Below are 15,656 nucleotides of genomic sequence, written 5' to 3' on the forward strand. Positions count from 1 at the left end.
TGGGAGCAGGGGGTCGCAAGTTCGAATCTTGCTGCCCCGACCACTTTACCGATGAAACCAACGAATTTCGCGAAGGGCCTGCCGGGCGTGGGACGCGACCGTCGGCGGTGACATTCCTGGCCGAAGCGGTGGCGACGGAGCGGCCAAGCAGGGCGCATGTGACGTCTCCTTGGAAGAGGCGAAGCCGCGGCGGTCTTGCCCGGAGAAAGACGACCTCCGACCTACGCACCACCTGCCACAACGATCAGAAGTAGCCTTCGCGCTTCTTCTCCTCGAGCGACTGACCCGCATCGCCATCGCCGAGACGGCCCTGTCTTTCGGAAACCTTTGCAGATCGCGTCTCGGCCAGAACACTGGCGATGTCGGACGCATCGGATTCAATGGCGCCGGTCACCGGCCAACATCCCAAGGTTCGGAATCGCACGGTCTTCTCGACCACCTCGTCGTCCGGCTCAAACCGCATCCGCCGATGCTCGTCCACGACGATATACGTGCCTTTGCGCGCAATGACCGGGCGCGGCGCCGCGAAATAGAGCGGGGCGAGGGGAATGTCGCGGGCGAGCGCATAGGCGAGCACGTCGCTCTCGGTCCAGTTGGACAACGGAAACACCCGCGCTGTCTGGCCTTGGGCGCAGCGCGCATTGTAGAGCTGCCAAAGCTCGGCGCGCTGTTGGCGGGGATCCCAGGCGTGTTGCGAGCTCCGGAAGGACACGACACGTTCTTTCGCCCGCGACCGGTCCTCGTCGCGACGCGCACCGCCGAAGATGATGTCGAAGCGACCCTCGTCGAGGGCGGCCTTGAGGGGCTCGGTCCGCATCGTCGCGGTGTAGTAGTCGCCGTGCTCGAAGGGATTGATCCCGTCCGCCCGGCCGCGCTCGTTGGCGTGCACGATGAGGCGAAACCCGTTGTCGTTCGCAAACGCATCCCGAAAGGCGATCAGGTCCCGAAATTCCCATGTGGAATCGATGTGAAGCAGCGGGAAGGGCGGCTTGCTCGGATAGAAGGCGCGGAGTGCGATATGCGCTAGCACGGTCGAGTCCTTCCCAGCAGAGAAGAGCATCACGGGACTGCGCGCCTGGGCCGTTGCCTCGCGTACGATATGGACCGCTTCGGCTTCCAATTGGGCGAGATGGCCGGTCAAACTCATTCGAGCCTCTCCCAGGTCAACTCGCCCGCATAACGGTGCGAAACGCGGCCCTTGTCATCGAGTGCAAACAGGTGGAGCCATCGGTTGTCGGTCAGGAGCCGGACACCGTCATGCTTGGCGATGACGGCATTCATTGCCTCGATCGGCGCCTCGATGAAGACGTTCAGGCGCCGTGGCTCGTGGACGAAGCGCGAACCGTCGTGAACCGATTGCCACGGCAGGCCCGTCTTCAGATCGCCCGCGTTCCCTTCGAGTACCCCGAGCGTTCCCACCACGTTGTGGATGACCTTGTTCCCGCTGCCGAAGGCCTCGTTGTTCACGGTGGACCCGTAATACTGAAGGTTGATCCAACTCGCGACCACCATGGGCGCGGTCATGATGAGTTCCAGGGTCTTGAAGTCGTCGTCCTTGTGCCAATCGTAGCTATGCAGGAACGCCCGCCCGCCGAGGTCGATGCCATGCGTGCGCCCACGGGGAGCCACGATGAAGGCTGCATTGCCCGCAAGGCCCCATTCGGGTCGGACTTGCGACCAATCACGGCTGAGACCCAACACCGCGGCGTCGACATTCTGCGCGTCCTGAACGCCAAGCATGGCCGCCCGTTCACGCCGCGCGATCGATGACGCCATGGCGAGTCGGGTCTTCAGGACGGCGATCCCTTCGTGATGGGACTCCGGCGCCTTGTCGTCGTCGAACAGCGTGACGTCGTCGGTCGTGGTGTTGTGCAGTGCGCCGATGAACCACGTGTCGTCGGGGATGGAGATTCCACGCTCGCGCAACGCGTCCCGCACGTCTGGATCGTTGAGAATAGCCGCCGCCACGCGGGCGTTGGCCTCACCGGTGTGCCCGCCGCAGGCGCCGCAATCGAGGCTCGTCGCATGCGGGTTGTTCACCGTTGTGCTGCCATGGCCGGCAAGCAGCACGATCCGAGCAAAATTATCGGTGAGCGACATGGCGCGCAGCACGGCTTCAGCCATGTCGACACGCTGCTCGGCGTCGAAACCGGTTTGCCGACCGCCAACGACGCGGGGTTCCAGCCGCGGCCGCAAGCGCTCCACAACGGCCTTGTCCAGCCCGTCGAGATTGGGATGCGGCACAGGCCGCGTCAGCCGTGCGCTGTCGCCGAAGATCTTGGCGGCGAACAGGAGGCCTGCTGTCTCGACATAGGTAAAGGAGGACACGGCCGAAACCTTGAAGGCCTTCCATGCCTTGGCAGCCCGGCGGCGCATGAGCCGCAAACCGAGGATCTCGGTCTCTTCCTCCTCTGTGGCGCCCGACACCTCCTCGCAAACCACGAAGGCCGGCTTCAGCAGCACGGGGCAATGCGCGGCACCTTTGGACTGGCCGATCTGCACGTATTCGATCGGGAAGCCGAAGAAGCCTGCGAAACCGATCGTGTCGGCCCCGGGGACCGCAATCTCGAGCGCACGGCGATAGACTTCCGAACGCACATCGATGCAGAAGGCCGCCTGCAGCGGTTTGCGGCCCGCCTCCGTCGCGCTGCCGTGCGCCGCCGCTTTAGCCTCAAAGTCCATGCGCAGTGCACGCTGAAACGCGATCTCATATGCATCCTGCATGATGAGGTCGACGGTCAGCCCAGCATCGTCCCCGAGCCGTTCGTCGCGGGGGCTTTCCGCTGCCTCCGCCATGGCCATAGCCCAGGCGTCCCGGAAAGGCTTGTCCGTGCGCTCCAGGTAGATGGCGTAGCCCCACACCACGCGCACTGCGAGGAGTTCGAGAAGCGTATTGTCTTCCTCACCGTACAGCGCCTTGTCCCAAGCCAGATAGCGCGCATAAGCGGCCCAGCCGCGGATGTCGAACAGCGCCCGGAAGAGGTAGTCCTCGACCGCGCGGTTGGGGACGCCGAGCTCCGCGATGACGAGGGCGATCGCCTCGACGGGGTCTTCTGGTAGCGAGGCGATATTCTTCCGGAAATCCCGAATGCCCATCATCTCCGGATTGAGGTCGTAGCGCACGGAGGCGCGCCAAGCCTTGTAGAGATTGCCGTTCCTGCTTGGCAGCTGCCAGTTCGCTTGACCTTCGTCGAAATACGCCGCGCACCACTTCGAGATCTCGTCGACCATGAAGGCGGTGCGCGAGGCTTGCCGGTCGCCGGCGGCGAGTTCGTCGAGGATCTCGGCCAACGTCGCGACAGGTGCGCGCGGCGCGGCATCGTCGGATTTTTTCTCAACGATCTCCTTCAGCGCTTCGACGCCTTCCGGCACCTTCCAGGCACTCGGCGCCGTCGACAGCGCCTCGGCAAGGTCCCTGTCGGTGATCCGGCCTTCGGCGAGCGCCTGGCGATAGAAGCCCCGCGGCATCAGCATATCGGTGCGGGCAACGCGGCGGAGACGGGCGCAGGTCAGCGCGAAAGGTTCGTCGCAGAAGCCCATGAAGGGGTTGACCGCGACGAAGCTCTTGAGCGGCCACAGCGGTGCAATCCGCGAGCAGGCGCGCTCGATTTTCTCGCGAAGAGCACCGTCTGTGTCTAAGGCCTCGTCATCAACGATGGGCGCATCGAGATGGGTCTCGCTGACGGTTTGCACGCTCATGATGCACCTCCGGTGTCGAAGTTGGTTTGCGCGTAAGAGGGCCGGCCCACCTTTGGTGCCGGGGAGGGCCAGAAGCGGATGACAAGCCGGTTCGCCAGCGTGTTGACGTAGAGGCCGTTGGCGAGGTGCGTGTAGAGCGCCTGCCAACGGGGCTCCCTCAACCGGTTCGGCATGAGTGTCTGCAAAATCATCACCGCCCCGAAGGAGAGTATGACCAGCGCCACGATCAACAGATCGAGCGGACCGCGCAGAGACTCGGTAGGGGGCAAGGAGCCGGCCATGAGATGCGCCGTGGTCCATTGCAGCCCGAAATAGGCAAGCCCCACCAGCACGGCGACCGCGAGCGTACGGCCGACAACGTAAAGATTGATCGGCTCGTCCAAGGCGTTCGAAACAAGGTGCGTCAAACCGAGGAGCACCACGGCGCCCGTCGCGAACACTCCCGGCTGCTCCAGAAGCCCGGCGCCGAATATTGCGCTGACGGCGAGGGCGATTGCGAGCAGCATGGTTATGGCGATGGCCAAACGCGCGGGATGAGGATGGGCAACTGGGCCGGGGATCCACGACGCGCGCGCCAATTCGACGACGCTGCCCGAGGTCAGGAAGGCGTGGGCCTTATAGAGCGAGTGGCCAATCAGGTGTAGCAGGGCAGCCGAGAAGGCGCCAAGACCGCACTGAAGCATCATGAAGCCCATCTGGCCGATGGTGGAATACGCAAGGGAGACCTTGATCGAGGTCTGCGTCAGCATCACCGCCGAGCCGAACAACGCCGTGAAGCCGCCGACGATCGCCATGGTTTCGAGAGCCGGCGTCGACAAGGAAATGATGTCCGAGAATCGGAGAATGAGGAAGCCGCCGGCGTTGATGATGCCGGCGTGCAGAAGCGCCGACACGGGCGTCGGCGTTTCCATCACCTCGAGGAGCCAGCCGTGCAGCGGAAACTGCGCGGATTTGAGCAGAGCGGCGACCACGAGCAGCAGCGAAATCGCATGAACCGCCCCAGGGACCTGTCCGCCCTCGGTCAAGGTCTCCGTGCCGTTGAACAGCGCCTTGTATTCGAGGCTGCCGAACAAGCCGTAGAGCAGAACCATCGCAACGATCAGGCAGATGTCGCCGATGCGGCTGGCGATGAACTTCTTACGCGCAGCCAAGATCGCTGCCGGACGCTCACTGTAGAAGACGAGGAGACGGTGCAGACTGACACTGGTCAAAACCCAGGACAGTGCGAAAAGCAGCATGTTGCCGGAGATGATCACCGTCAGGATCGACGCAAGGGTCAGACAGAGCCAGCGAAGGAAGCGCGCGTGCCCGGGATCGCCCGCCAGATAGTTCCGGCTGTAAATCACCACCACCAGGCCGATGAATGCGACCAGGCAGAAGAGCGATGTGCTCAACGCATCGACGTAGAGGCTGAAACCGATGCCGCCGGCGCCGATCAGGGGGGTGCTTATAGAGCCCTTAACGATGACCGCGATGGTTGTCAGGCCCGCGGCGGCGACCGTAACCGCCCCTGCACCCACAGCCCATCGGCCAACGGCGCCGGGGCGCAGATCGGCCGCGTTCCGTGCCCAGATACCGACGAGCGCCAGGGCGGCGGGGCCGAGCGCGGCGAGCCAAAACAGCGATGAAGTCATGGGTCGATCCCTCCATTCGTCCGACCCGATCCAATTAGTGCGCCGCTACAGATATTAAAAATAGAAAGATTGCATGATTTCATTCGCCAAAATAGAATAAGGCTATGCGGTCCCTGAACCTTCACCATCTGCGTTACTTCTGGGCCATCGCGCACGAAGGAAGCCTGACGCGCGCGGCCGCCAAGTTGCACTTGTCGCAATCGGCCTTATCGACCCAGCTCAAAAAACTGGAGGAACAGGTCGGTCATCCGCTGTTCGAGCGACTGGGAAAGCGCCTGATACTGACCGAAGCGGGGCGGATTGCCCTCGACTACGCCGATACGATCTTTCAAGCCGGCGAAGAGCTGTTGAGCACGCTCCAGGGCCGTCCGAGCGACAGCCAACAAGTGCTGCGCGTGGGCGCGATCACGACCTTGTCCCGCAACTTCCAGATCGAATTTCTCGGTCCGCTTGTTGGCCGCACCGATGTTGAGTTGATCATTCGCTCCGGCACGATGCGGGAACTCCTCAGCGAGCTCGAGTCGCTCACCATCGATGTGGTGTTGACGAATTCCGACCGGCAGCTCGACGCGAGCACGACCCTGGTCAGCCGGCTCTTGAGGACACAGCCCGTCAGCCTTGTGGGGGGCCCGCGTCTCAAGAAAAAGCGCTTCCGCTACCCCGACGATTTGCGGACCGTGCCGATTCTCCTACCCAGCGTCGAAAGCGAAATCCGTGTTGCGTTCGACCGCGAACTCACGCGGCACGGCATCGAGCCCATCGTGCTTGCGGAAGTGGACGACATGGCAATGCTCCGCCTCCTGGCCAGGGAGAGCGATGGCGTGACCCTCGTGCCGCCAATCGTCGTCAAAGACGAACTGGCGGCAGGCATCCTGGTCGAACATTGTCGCATCCCGAATGCGAGCGAGCACTTCTATGCCATCACGCAGCGCAGACGCTTCCCGAATCCATTGCTTCTCGAAGTTCTGTCTCTGGAGACATGAGCTTACAGCGACCCTCGCGCGCCGTGGCGCGGTGACCGGTGTCGGGCCTCAAGCCGTCTTCCGGTTCGACCCGACCTATCAGGGCCAATCGCTGCTCGAGCTCTAATCACACGAAACGTTGGAAGGCCGGCCGATCGGTTCACCTTGGACCAAGTTGGCCTAGGCCATTGGAAATTGTTGCGATGCAAGATATAGAAAACGAGCTTCGGGAGCAGGGGATCGCCCGTTCGAATCCCGCTGCTCCGGCCACTTGCTGGTCTGGTGCATTGGACCTAAGTCCGCTCGAGGGGAACACTTGATGACGGCCCGAATTTACAAACCCGCTCAGAACGTCATGCAGCAGGGCAGGGCGGCGACCAGAGACTGGGTCCTGGAATACCTGCCGGACGAGCCGCGTGTCATCGAACCCTTGATGGGCTGGACGAGCTCGTCGGACACGAAGCGGCAGATCAGGCTGACCTTCTCGACCAAGGAAGAAGCAATCGCCTATGCGAAGGAAAACGGCATCGCCTACCGCCTGGAAGAGCCGCCGGCCACGAAGATCAGGCCGAAATCCTACGCCGAGAACTTCAAATACGGCCGCCCGGACAGCTGGACACACTAAAATCGCAGGCGAGTCGCGCTATACTTCGCGCGCGTGTGGTCCCGTAGCTCAACCGGATAGAGCACCTGCCTTCTAAGCAGGGGGTTGCAGGTTCGAGTCCTGCCGGGATCACCATCCTTACCAAATCGCTCTCGATGGTTTTCGTCAGACCTGGTCAGTATGGGGCATAGGCGGCATACTTCCGCTGGAAGCTTCAGAGCGTAGGCATGGAGGGAGCGCGCGGATGATCCGGTCGATGGTAGTGGCGGCATGCCTCATGCTCCTCGCGGCACCGCCAAGTCAGGCGCAAACCCAGCCTGGCATGACCGCCGACGGTTTTCATCTCAAACTGCATGAGACACTAACCGCCTCGGACATGGCCGTCCTCCATAGTCACTGCGATGATGAGGACAACGTCGCAAAATGCTGGTTCACCTTTATCATCGCCGACGAGTCCCTGCAGGGCATCGCGGCAGCGCCCGACTACCAGCGGCCCGTGCATACCGTCAGGCTGGCTCTGGCCAACAAAGAAGATGCTGGGAATTTTGCGCGCGGCGCACTGATGCTGATGCAAGTTCTCGAACCGGACCTAACGCGAGACGAACGAGTTGACCTCATCGCCACTCTGCTGTCGCGCTACTCGAAGGACGTGACTCCGAACACAGTGTCTAGCTCCGGCTTCGACTATGAGATGGTGACGGTCGGCGATGTGGACGTGTTTGAGGCCCGCCGGAAATAGGGCATAGGAGGGCGCAGACTGCGCATCTTGATCTTCATAGCGGTGATGCTTCTGGCGCCAGACGCTGATGCGGCCTGTTCAATCGTGCCGAGCAAAATCGTGAACTGCGACAGCTACTCCCGTGATGTGCGGTACGAGCGCGACGAGCGCCTCTACAACCAAGCGGACCTCTGCAGAGCCACGAGAGAGAAAATGGGATTTTGGCGCGGATCGGAGATTCACGTTGTCCATCGTGACGTGAAGGCGCTGTTTTTCGAGGTCTTGGACAATGACGAAATTGTCGTTGCAAGGGGAACCTACAACATCGAAAAGAACGAACTCACCGGCTGGCTTCCCGTCGCCACGGAGTAGGCCACACGCAACATTTTCTCCTCGCCGGCTATTTCTCCATGGCGTCGCGGAAGCGGTACCAACGCTCGACAAAGGGCACGGCCAGTTGCGCCACATCGCGTACGGGGAAGGCGGGGAACGCGAGATCATCGAACGCGGTCTTGCCGTCCGGATCGTCCGTCATCTGCAATGCGATCTTGTGCCCGAAATAGGTCGCCCGGGACACGCCGGTACCGCAATACCCGGCCGCGAAATGGATCCCTTCGCGGCTGCGCCCGAGGTGGGGAAGCTCGTCGTAGGTGTAGCCGATCGTGCCGTCCCAAACATGGGATACGCCCACGTGTCCGAGGTCCGGAAACACGGTGAGCAGATCCTCCGCCAGGTGACTGTAAGCCTTGAGGCCGCCGAACCGCGCGGCGCGCCCGCCCCAAACGAGCCGGTCCTGATCGGGCGCCGCCCGGAAGTAGTAGAACACCCGGTTGGTGTTGCCGTAGACGCGGCCGCCCGGCATGAGTTGCTCGATCTTGCCCGGTTGCAGTTGCTCCGTCGCGATCAGACCGGACCGGATGCTGACGATGCGGCGCCGCAGGTGCCCGAACAGGCTGTCGGTGTAGCCGTTTGTGGCGACGAGGACCTGGCTGCAATCGATCATGCCCACTTCGGTGGCAACCCGAAATCCAGCACCCTCTCGGTTGATGGCCTTGGCGCCGGCCAGGCCCACAATGGCGCCGCCGCGCATCGCGACGCGCGCCATCAGCCCCGCGTGATAGAGGCCCGGATGCAAGGACGCATCCTGGGGCAGCACAGACCCGCCAAAGAATCGGTCCGTCCGAATTTCGGTATACTGCTCCGATCGCGGCACCATGAAACTCTCGACGCCCGCGACACGTTTGAGGTCTTCCATGTCGCGCGCCATGGCTTCGTAGTGGGCGGGGCGCATGGCGCCGCGGAAGCGGCCGCAGCGCCGGAAGTGGCAATCGATCTTCTCGCGCGCGATCAACTCCTCGATATAGTCGAGCATGTGCGTCCCCTCGCGGAGCAGCGCGACCGCTTTGGCCTCGCCCCGGAGAGCAATCAGAGTCTTCACGCGGAATTTCTGATTGCCGCTGCCGATCTGGCCGCCGTTGCGCGTGCTCGCGCCGAAGCCCGGCACGCCCTTATCGAGGACAACGACGCTGCGCCCCTTGTCGAGCAGGGTCAGCGCCGCCGACAGGCCCGTGAAGCCGGATCCAATGATCACCACGTCGGCTTTACTGGGCAGGGCGGGGCGGTCGGTCTTCTGGCGCGGCGCAGCGGCCCACCAATAGGGCTCGTGAACAGGCGGCGCGCCGGTGCCGAGACGTCCGGCCGCGAGATCGGCAAGAGTGAGAGTGTGCGGTGCTGTTTCCGTCATCGTTTCGCAGGCAACCCTGTTGGACATACGGGGCCCTTGTTCGCGCCCCCCGACATTTACCCATATGAATATATTTTGCATCTAATGCAAGCCCGCAGCGGGTGATGAACCTGCGACATGTCTATTGTCGTCATCCCAAAGCAACGATGCCGTCGCTTGGTGGAGGTACTCGCCCATAGGCCTTCATCGGCAGCGGGCCCAGTCGCTGCCGGCCTGGAACTGCCAGCTATTCGTCGTAAACGATGACGGCGATGAACTTCACATAGTCGGCCAGCATCCGTTCGGGGCCGTGCACGACGTTTCCCGCAAATGTCAGCGTGTCGCCGGGCTCCAGAAGATAGATCTTGTCGCCAAAACGGTACTCCAGCTTGCCCTCCAGCATGAAGATGAACTCAGTCCCCGGATGCGAGAAGCGCGGCCATGCCTCGCTCTGCTTGTTCATCTCCACGAGAAACGGCTCGAAGGTCTTCCGAGGCCCCCGGTTGTAGGACAGAAGCGCGTACCTGTAGCCGTACTGGGTTCCGACTCTGACGACTTCCATCTGTTCGTCGGTCTTGAGCAGCTGCGCTTCGCCGGTCTTCTGGTCCACCTCCTGGAAGAGATTGGCCATGCCTATGCCGAGCGCGGAGCAAATCCGTTCCAGTGAATCGAGGCTGGCGGACGCCATGCCGTTCTCGATACGGCTCAACATTGCACTGGAGATTCCACACCCCTGGCCCAACGACGCGAGCGTGACATTGGCCGCCATGCGCTGCTGCCGGATTACCTCGCCAATGCGTGTCTCCAACGGGGCAGTGGCCGTATCGGTTCTCGCTTTAGGAACCTCATGCGTCGCGGCGCGCGCTTTCCGGGAAGGTTTTCTGCCAGCTGATCTTTTAGCAGACGTACCAGTCGCTGTGCTGGCCGATTTGGATTTGGCCGTCTTCTTCGAGGCCGCCTTGCGCCGTTTCGTTGCTGCCATGTCTTCCAATCCGAAGAGGTCACCCATGCGATGCGCTTACAGGTGGCAGACTAGCACGCTTTCGCCCGGAGGCGTTGTTCACGGCGCATGCAGTCTGATCGATTTTTTGCGTTTTGCATATAGTGCAAAAGTACTACATTTGCTGCAATGCAAGTATTTTGCATGCGGTGCAATTTATGGCACTCTTTGCGCATCGGCCCCAGTAGAGGGTCATGTTCCTGGGGAGGAATGCAAAGATGTCATCAATCGACTGTGCGGAGGCGGCAGATGCCAAATCCGATGAAACTGGCGGACTTCAGCGCGCCATCGACTGGAAGGGCGCTTTTTGGATTGCAAGCGGGGTCCCCGCACTTGTTCTCATTTCGATCGGGGGAATTGGCGCGACGGCGGGCAAACTCGCGTTTCTCGTTTGGACCATTTCCGTCCTGATCGGCTTTTCTCAATCCTATAGCTACGCCGAAATTGCCGGCCTGTTCAAAAACAAGTCGGGGGGCGCCGCGGTCTATGGTGCCGCTGCTTGGCTGCGGTACAGCAAGCTGATCGCGCCGCTTTCGGTTTGGTGCAACTGGTACGCCTGGACACCGGTGCTGTCGCTCGGCTGTGCCGTCGCCGCCGGATACATTCTGAACGCGATCGCGCCAATTCCCGTCTTTACCGCCGAGTCGCCTCAGGTCGCCGTCTGGTTGAGCGATGTCGCGAACGCCGCTGCCATTGCCGGTCAGTCTGCGGATCAAGCCACTGCGACGGCCATTGCCGCACTCACGGAGGCGGGCACGCCGGCATTGCGTACGATGACGCTCGCGAGCTTCTCATTCTTAGGGCTGGCCCAGATCGAAATCGGGCCAACGTTCTTCATTGGCGCGATTCTCATGCTGGCAGCGTTTGCGATCCAGCACCGCGGCATTCTTGGAACTGCCCGCGTGCAAATGTGGATCGGGCTCCTAGTCGTTATCCCCATGCTTATCGTGGGCATCGTGCCGTTCCTCAATGGGGGTGTCGACTACGCCAATTACACGCCGCTGACGCCGCCGAATGGTGAGTGGAACATCGGCGGCTGGACACTGTTCCTCGGGGCGCTGTTCATTGCCGGCTGGTCGACCTACGCCTTCGAGACGGCTGTCTGCTACACGCGCGAGTTCAAGAATCCCGCCACCGATACGAAGAAGGCCATCGTCTACGCGGGTCTCCTTTGCGTCGTCATCTACACGCTCGTTGCGGCAACCTTCCAAGGCTATCTCGGTGTCGAAGGCATGACGGAACCGGGGATCGTGGAGGGCACCGGCGTCGCGGCGGCCATGGGCGACATGGTCGGTTCGGGATCGAAGTTCGTCACGCATCTTCTCGAGATGATGATGATCCTGGCTCTCATGCTCGCCATCATGATGGCGATGGCAGGATCGTCACGGACCCTCTATCAGGGCGGCGTTGACGGCTGGCTCCCGAAGTATCTGTCTCACACCAACGAACACGGCGCACCGACCCGCGCCATGTGGACGGATCTCATTTTCAATCTGGGGCTTCTGACATTCGCGGCCTCCGATGCAACGGCCTACTACCTCATCCTGTCGATCTCGAATGTCGGCTACATGCTCTTCATCTTTCTGAACCTGCAGGCGACCTGGATTCACCGCATCGACAGCCCCAATGCGCCGCGGCCGTACCGGGCACCGAATTGGCTCATCGCCGTCAATGCCGGCCTTGGCTTTTTCAATCTCTTCCTGATGGGCGTGGGGGCGAAGGTGTGGGGCAATCCGAACGCCCTTTGGTACGGGCTGCTGTTCGGGGCGCTCATTATCCCCGTGTTCCTGTACCGGCACTACGTCCAGGACAAGGGACGTTTCCCGGACCACATGCTGATCGATCTCGATCTCAAGAGTCAGGATCTCGGTGAGCGGAAGGCGGGCTTCTTGCCCTATCTCGCTCTCCTTGCCGGAGCACTCATCGTTCTCTTCGGCAACTACTACTTCCAGCTCCCTCCCTCCTAGGGGCTGCTGCCCGCTTGCGCCGATTGTCGGCGTGAGCGGGCCTTTTTCTTCCGAGGGAAATTGCTGAATCGAGATCATCCACAAGAGGCATGACAATGACGAACAAGATTCTTTGCGCGGTCGACGGATCGGAACATTCCATGCGTGCCGTCACCAAAGCCGCCGAACTGTCACAAACCAGCGATGCGGAGATCATTCTGATCCTGGTCGATCAGGTTTTCTTCGAACCGCGGATGGCTCCGGTCCATGCGCTTGGCGAAGAAAAAGCTGAGAGCATCCTCAATGCCGCCGCCGAGGCGGCGCGCAAGGCAGGAGCCGTGACTGTATCGACGGTCGTGGTCACAAGCCGCGATGTCGGGCGCGCGATTCTGAACTACGCCGAAGAGCACCACATCGACCACATCGTGGTCGGAACCGGCGAGAAGAGTGCGGGGACGCGTCTGGTCCTGGGGTCAGTGTCCCACGATCTCGTCGCGCGGGCTCACTGCACCGTCACTGTCGCGCGCTAGAACGCGCATCGCAGCTCCGACGTCACGTCCATAAAGGAAGCAAAAGTCAGATGAGCAAGAGCAAACGCCTCAACGTATCCTCCGGCGGCGCGTATGAATCCGTTTTCGGCTATAGCCGCGCCGTACGGCTGGCTGACGACATCCATGTGTCGGGGACCTGTGCTCCCGCCGATTACGAACACAGTGATGCCTATACGCAGGCGAAAGCCGTGTTCGATATCATCGAGAGGGCTCTCAAAGAGGCTGGTGCTACTACAGAGGATGTTGTCCGTACCGTCGTGTATCTTCGGGATATCGACGATGCGGAGGGAGTCGCAAAGGCTCACCTCGAGCGGTTCGACAAGGTGCGCCCGGCAAGCACCCTCATTCAGGTGACGTCGATGCTGCGCCCCTGGCAACGGGTCGAGATTGAGGCGTACGCCAAGCTGACCTGAAAACTTGCCGCCAAGTGTTGGGCTTGGGCACTCACCGCCTGTTCATTTGCCTGCGGATTCCCACTGCCGTAGTGTTTGCGGCGATCTGCTAGCAGTCGCGGTATGGGAGTCTTGTTTGATGTCCACCAGGGAACCGAGAAAACGCGCGGCCGGGCTCATGTTCTGGCGACAGAAGGTTACGGAGCCCAACAAGCGCAGCCGGACGGCGAGGGCAGCCCGGTCGCTCCTCCACGCCGTTGCGTGTCTCTCGATGCTGCTGGCATGCGTGCAAACGGCGGTCGCCGAAGCCCCGACGCTCGCTTGGGAAGCCAAGGGCCTGGCACAACCGGAATCGGTCCTCCACGATCCTGTGACGGATGTCCTGTTCGTGACCAACATCAACGGTCCCGTCATGGCCAAGGACGGCAACGGCTTCATTTCCCGCATCAAGCCGGACGGCACGATCCTCGAGCGGGACTGGGCCAAAGGCTTCAACTCGCCCACCGGCATGGGCCTGCATGACCGGACGCTGTACGTGGCCGACGTCGACACGCTGGTAGCGGTCGGCGCTGCTTCGGGAAGCATCAAGCAGACGTACAAGGCCGACGGTGCGATCTTCCTCAATGACGTGGTCGTCGCAGACGACGGGACCGTCTATGTCTCCGACACGCCGATGAACACGATCTGGCGGCTCAAGGACGGGGTGTTCGAGCCCTGGCTGACGGACGACGCGCTCAACGGGCCCAACGGCCTCCTGCTGGAAGACGGCAAGCTGATCATCGCTTCGCTAGGACGGCTCAAGAGCGTGGGCCAGAAACAGGAAACCGCCGGCCTCTACGCAATCGACATCGAGGACAAGTCCGTCACCCCGCTCGGAAAATCCATCGGAAACCTCGACGGCATCGACGAACTCAAGGCCGGAACCTACCTCGTCAGCGATTGGGCGGATGGCGCGCTCTATAAGGTCGATGTCAAGGGGAAGACGGCCAAGGCCGATCAGCTTCTCGATCTCAACCAGGGCAGCGCCGATCTTATCTTTTTGGCGGATAAGCAGCTCATTCTCATTCCGATGATGTTGGACAACACTTTGGCTGCCTATAAGCTCGGCGGCGCAAAGCCAAACTAGGCCTCACGGACCCAAGAGCCAGACCACAGCAATCGGAATTCAACGCCGACCAGATGAGCCGGGGCAGGGGTCCGTGAGCCGGTCCCGGCCGGATATCCAAGCAACGCCGAGAACAACCGCTTGATCCTCGCCCTTGCGCAGCTGCCGATACCCCTCACGTTCGCGGTCTTCATCGCCGCGGCGATCGGTGTCTGGCTCGCGGGCACGCGATTGGCCATCTACGCCGATGCCATCGCCGCCCGCAAAAGGATCGGCCAGGCCTTCATGGGCCTCATCTTCGTCGCGGCCGCCACGTCGCTTCCCGAACTCGTAACGACACTGTACGGCGCCTATGCGGGAGAAGCCCAACTCGTTCTCGGCAACATGTTCGGCGGCATCACCATGCAGACGGCGATCCTCGCCGTGGTGGATTTGCTGTTCGTTACCTATGCCCTGACGTCTTACCCGAGCGGCCCGACATCGGCCCTCGAGGCGACGCTCCTGATCGCGCTTCTGGCAATGCTCCTCGGTCTGCACGCGGTCGGTGAGTTGGCGCTGCCGTTCGGCGTTGGCCTCGGGACGGTTCTGCTCGGGCTCGCCTATGTGGGGATCGTAATGATGCTGCGCCACTATGACGGCGTACAGTCCTGGATCCCCGTCGAGAGTATCGACGCCGCGCTGCCGCACATCGCTCAAGAACAGAACGGCACCGACGCATTCGAAGGGAAGGGCACGGCCGGCCTGATTGTCGGCTTCGCCTTGATGGGGGCGGCGATCCTCATGTGCGGTCTCGCACTCATCGCTACGTCCGCCGCCATCGCCGAGCAGACCGGTCTCGGATCGAGCTTCATCGGCATGACGCTGCTTGCCACGGCGACGTCGCTCCCGGAGGTAAGTACGACGATCTCGGCGGTGCGGATCGGCGCCTACAGCATGGCGATCTCGAATATCTTCGGCAGCAATCTTCTGATGGTGGCCATGGTCCTGCCGGCCGACCTCGTCTATCGCGGGGCGCCCATTCTCGGCGCCATCGACAAGGGCACGGCGTTCGCGATCATCTCGGGCATTCTCGTCACATCGATCTACCTCGCTGGCCTGATCATCCGATCACGGCGCACGTTCCTAAAGATGGGCATCGACTCGGCCTTGGTACTGTTGATCTACGTGATTACCTTGGCCGTGTTCTATCACTTCAGCTGACGCCCCATGCCGGGCGTTCCAACCGGACCGATGAAACGCCTGGATAGAAGGGCCTATGAGCGATCCGAAGACCGGCACAACACAGCACGAAGCGCCACCGACGCGAGTTCCGGCGGTGCGGA

Annotated in this window: 14 protein-coding genes and 1 tRNA gene; 10 read left to right on the forward strand and 5 right to left on the reverse strand. The window is 61.8% G+C overall.

Annotated elements, in window-relative coordinates:
* Positions 1-244: 244 nt before the first annotated feature.
* Genes cysD through GL4_RS09890 form a run of 3 tightly spaced genes read right to left on the reverse strand, consistent with a single transcriptional unit; the run spans position 245 to position 5,333 of the window.
* Positions 245-1,147, reverse strand: coding sequence for a sulfate adenylyltransferase subunit CysD (cysD, locus tag GL4_RS09880; RefSeq protein WP_045367046.1), 903 nt, complete (start codon positions 1,145-1,147; stop codon positions 245-247).
* Positions 1,144-3,699, reverse strand: a complete 2,556-nt coding sequence (locus GL4_RS09885; RefSeq protein ID WP_052464348.1) for a YbcC family protein — start codon at positions 3,697-3,699, stop codon at positions 1,144-1,146. Before GL4_RS09885 ends, cysD begins: the two co-directional genes overlap by 4 nt.
* Positions 3,696-5,333, reverse strand: coding sequence for an NADH-quinone oxidoreductase subunit L (locus GL4_RS09890; RefSeq protein WP_045367048.1), 1,638 nt, complete (start codon positions 5,331-5,333; stop codon positions 3,696-3,698). Before GL4_RS09890 ends, GL4_RS09885 begins: the two co-directional genes overlap by 4 nt.
* Positions 5,334-5,437: 104 nt before the next feature.
* Here GL4_RS09890 and GL4_RS09895 point away from each other — a divergent pair, with 104 nt between their 5' ends.
* The 5 genes from GL4_RS09895 (at position 5,438) to GL4_RS09915 (ending at position 7,989) form a co-directional block, all read left to right on the forward strand.
* A complete protein-coding gene (locus tag GL4_RS09895) occupies positions 5,438-6,316 on the forward strand; it encodes a LysR family transcriptional regulator (protein WP_045367051.1) in 879 nt (292 codons plus the stop codon).
* A gap of 298 nt (positions 6,317-6,614) precedes the next feature.
* Positions 6,615-6,920, forward strand: a complete 306-nt coding sequence (locus tag GL4_RS09900) for an ETC complex I subunit (RefSeq protein WP_045367054.1) — start codon at positions 6,615-6,617, stop codon at positions 6,918-6,920.
* A 37-nt stretch (positions 6,921-6,957) separates the two neighbouring features.
* Positions 6,958-7,034: transfer RNA gene (locus GL4_RS09905), tRNA-Arg, on the forward strand.
* A 109-nt stretch (positions 7,035-7,143) separates the two neighbouring features.
* A complete protein-coding gene (locus GL4_RS09910) occupies positions 7,144-7,638 on the forward strand; it encodes a hypothetical protein (RefSeq protein WP_045367056.1) in 495 nt (164 codons plus the stop codon).
* Between the two features lie 99 nt (positions 7,639-7,737).
* Entirely contained in the window at positions 7,738-7,989 is a 252-nt protein-coding gene (locus tag GL4_RS09915) for a hypothetical protein (RefSeq protein WP_208430882.1), read from the forward strand.
* A gap of 28 nt (positions 7,990-8,017) precedes the next feature.
* On the opposite strand, the gene GL4_RS09920 is transcribed toward GL4_RS09915, so the two are convergent.
* Together GL4_RS09920 and GL4_RS09925 are read right to left on the reverse strand one after the other, a co-directional pair.
* Positions 8,018-9,361 carry an NAD(P)/FAD-dependent oxidoreductase gene (locus tag GL4_RS09920; protein WP_045369906.1) on the reverse strand — a complete coding sequence of 448 codons (1,344 nt, stop codon included), beginning with the start codon at positions 9,359-9,361 and terminating at the stop codon, positions 8,018-8,020.
* Between the two features lie 226 nt (positions 9,362-9,587).
* Positions 9,588-10,148, reverse strand: a complete 561-nt coding sequence (locus GL4_RS09925; RefSeq protein WP_244462602.1) for a helix-turn-helix domain-containing protein — start codon at positions 10,146-10,148, stop codon at positions 9,588-9,590.
* A gap of 410 nt (positions 10,149-10,558) precedes the next feature.
* Here GL4_RS09925 and GL4_RS09930 point away from each other — a divergent pair, with 410 nt between their 5' ends.
* The 5 genes from GL4_RS09930 (at position 10,559) to GL4_RS09950 (ending at position 15,534) form a co-directional block, all read left to right on the forward strand.
* Positions 10,559-12,307 carry a trimethylamine N-oxide permease gene (locus GL4_RS09930; RefSeq protein ID WP_045369907.1) on the forward strand — a complete coding sequence of 583 codons (1,749 nt, stop codon included), beginning with the start codon at positions 10,559-10,561 and terminating at the stop codon, positions 12,305-12,307.
* Positions 12,308-12,402: 95 nt separating this feature from the next.
* Entirely contained in the window at positions 12,403-12,816 is a 414-nt protein-coding gene (locus GL4_RS09935) for a universal stress protein (RefSeq protein WP_045369908.1), read from the forward strand.
* 50 nt (positions 12,817-12,866) lie between these two features.
* Positions 12,867-13,250 (forward strand): Rid family hydrolase, encoded by a 384-nt coding sequence (locus GL4_RS09940; RefSeq protein ID WP_045367064.1) that lies wholly within the window; start codon positions 12,867-12,869, stop codon positions 13,248-13,250.
* 118 nt (positions 13,251-13,368) lie between these two features.
* The gene (locus GL4_RS09945) at positions 13,369-14,355 is read left to right on the forward strand and encodes an SMP-30/gluconolactonase/LRE family protein (RefSeq protein WP_156137513.1); all 987 of its coding nucleotides are present in this window, start codon (positions 13,369-13,371) and stop codon (positions 14,353-14,355) included.
* A gap of 120 nt (positions 14,356-14,475) precedes the next feature.
* Complete coding sequence (locus tag GL4_RS09950; RefSeq protein ID WP_052464356.1) at positions 14,476-15,534, forward strand: sodium:calcium antiporter; 1,059 nt, start codon at positions 14,476-14,478, stop codon at positions 15,532-15,534.
* Positions 15,535-15,656 lie beyond the last annotated feature (122 nt).

It is taken from the genome of Methyloceanibacter caenitepidi (assembly GCF_000828475.1).
Taxonomy (GTDB): domain Bacteria; phylum Pseudomonadota; class Alphaproteobacteria; order Rhizobiales; family Methyloligellaceae; genus Methyloceanibacter; species Methyloceanibacter caenitepidi.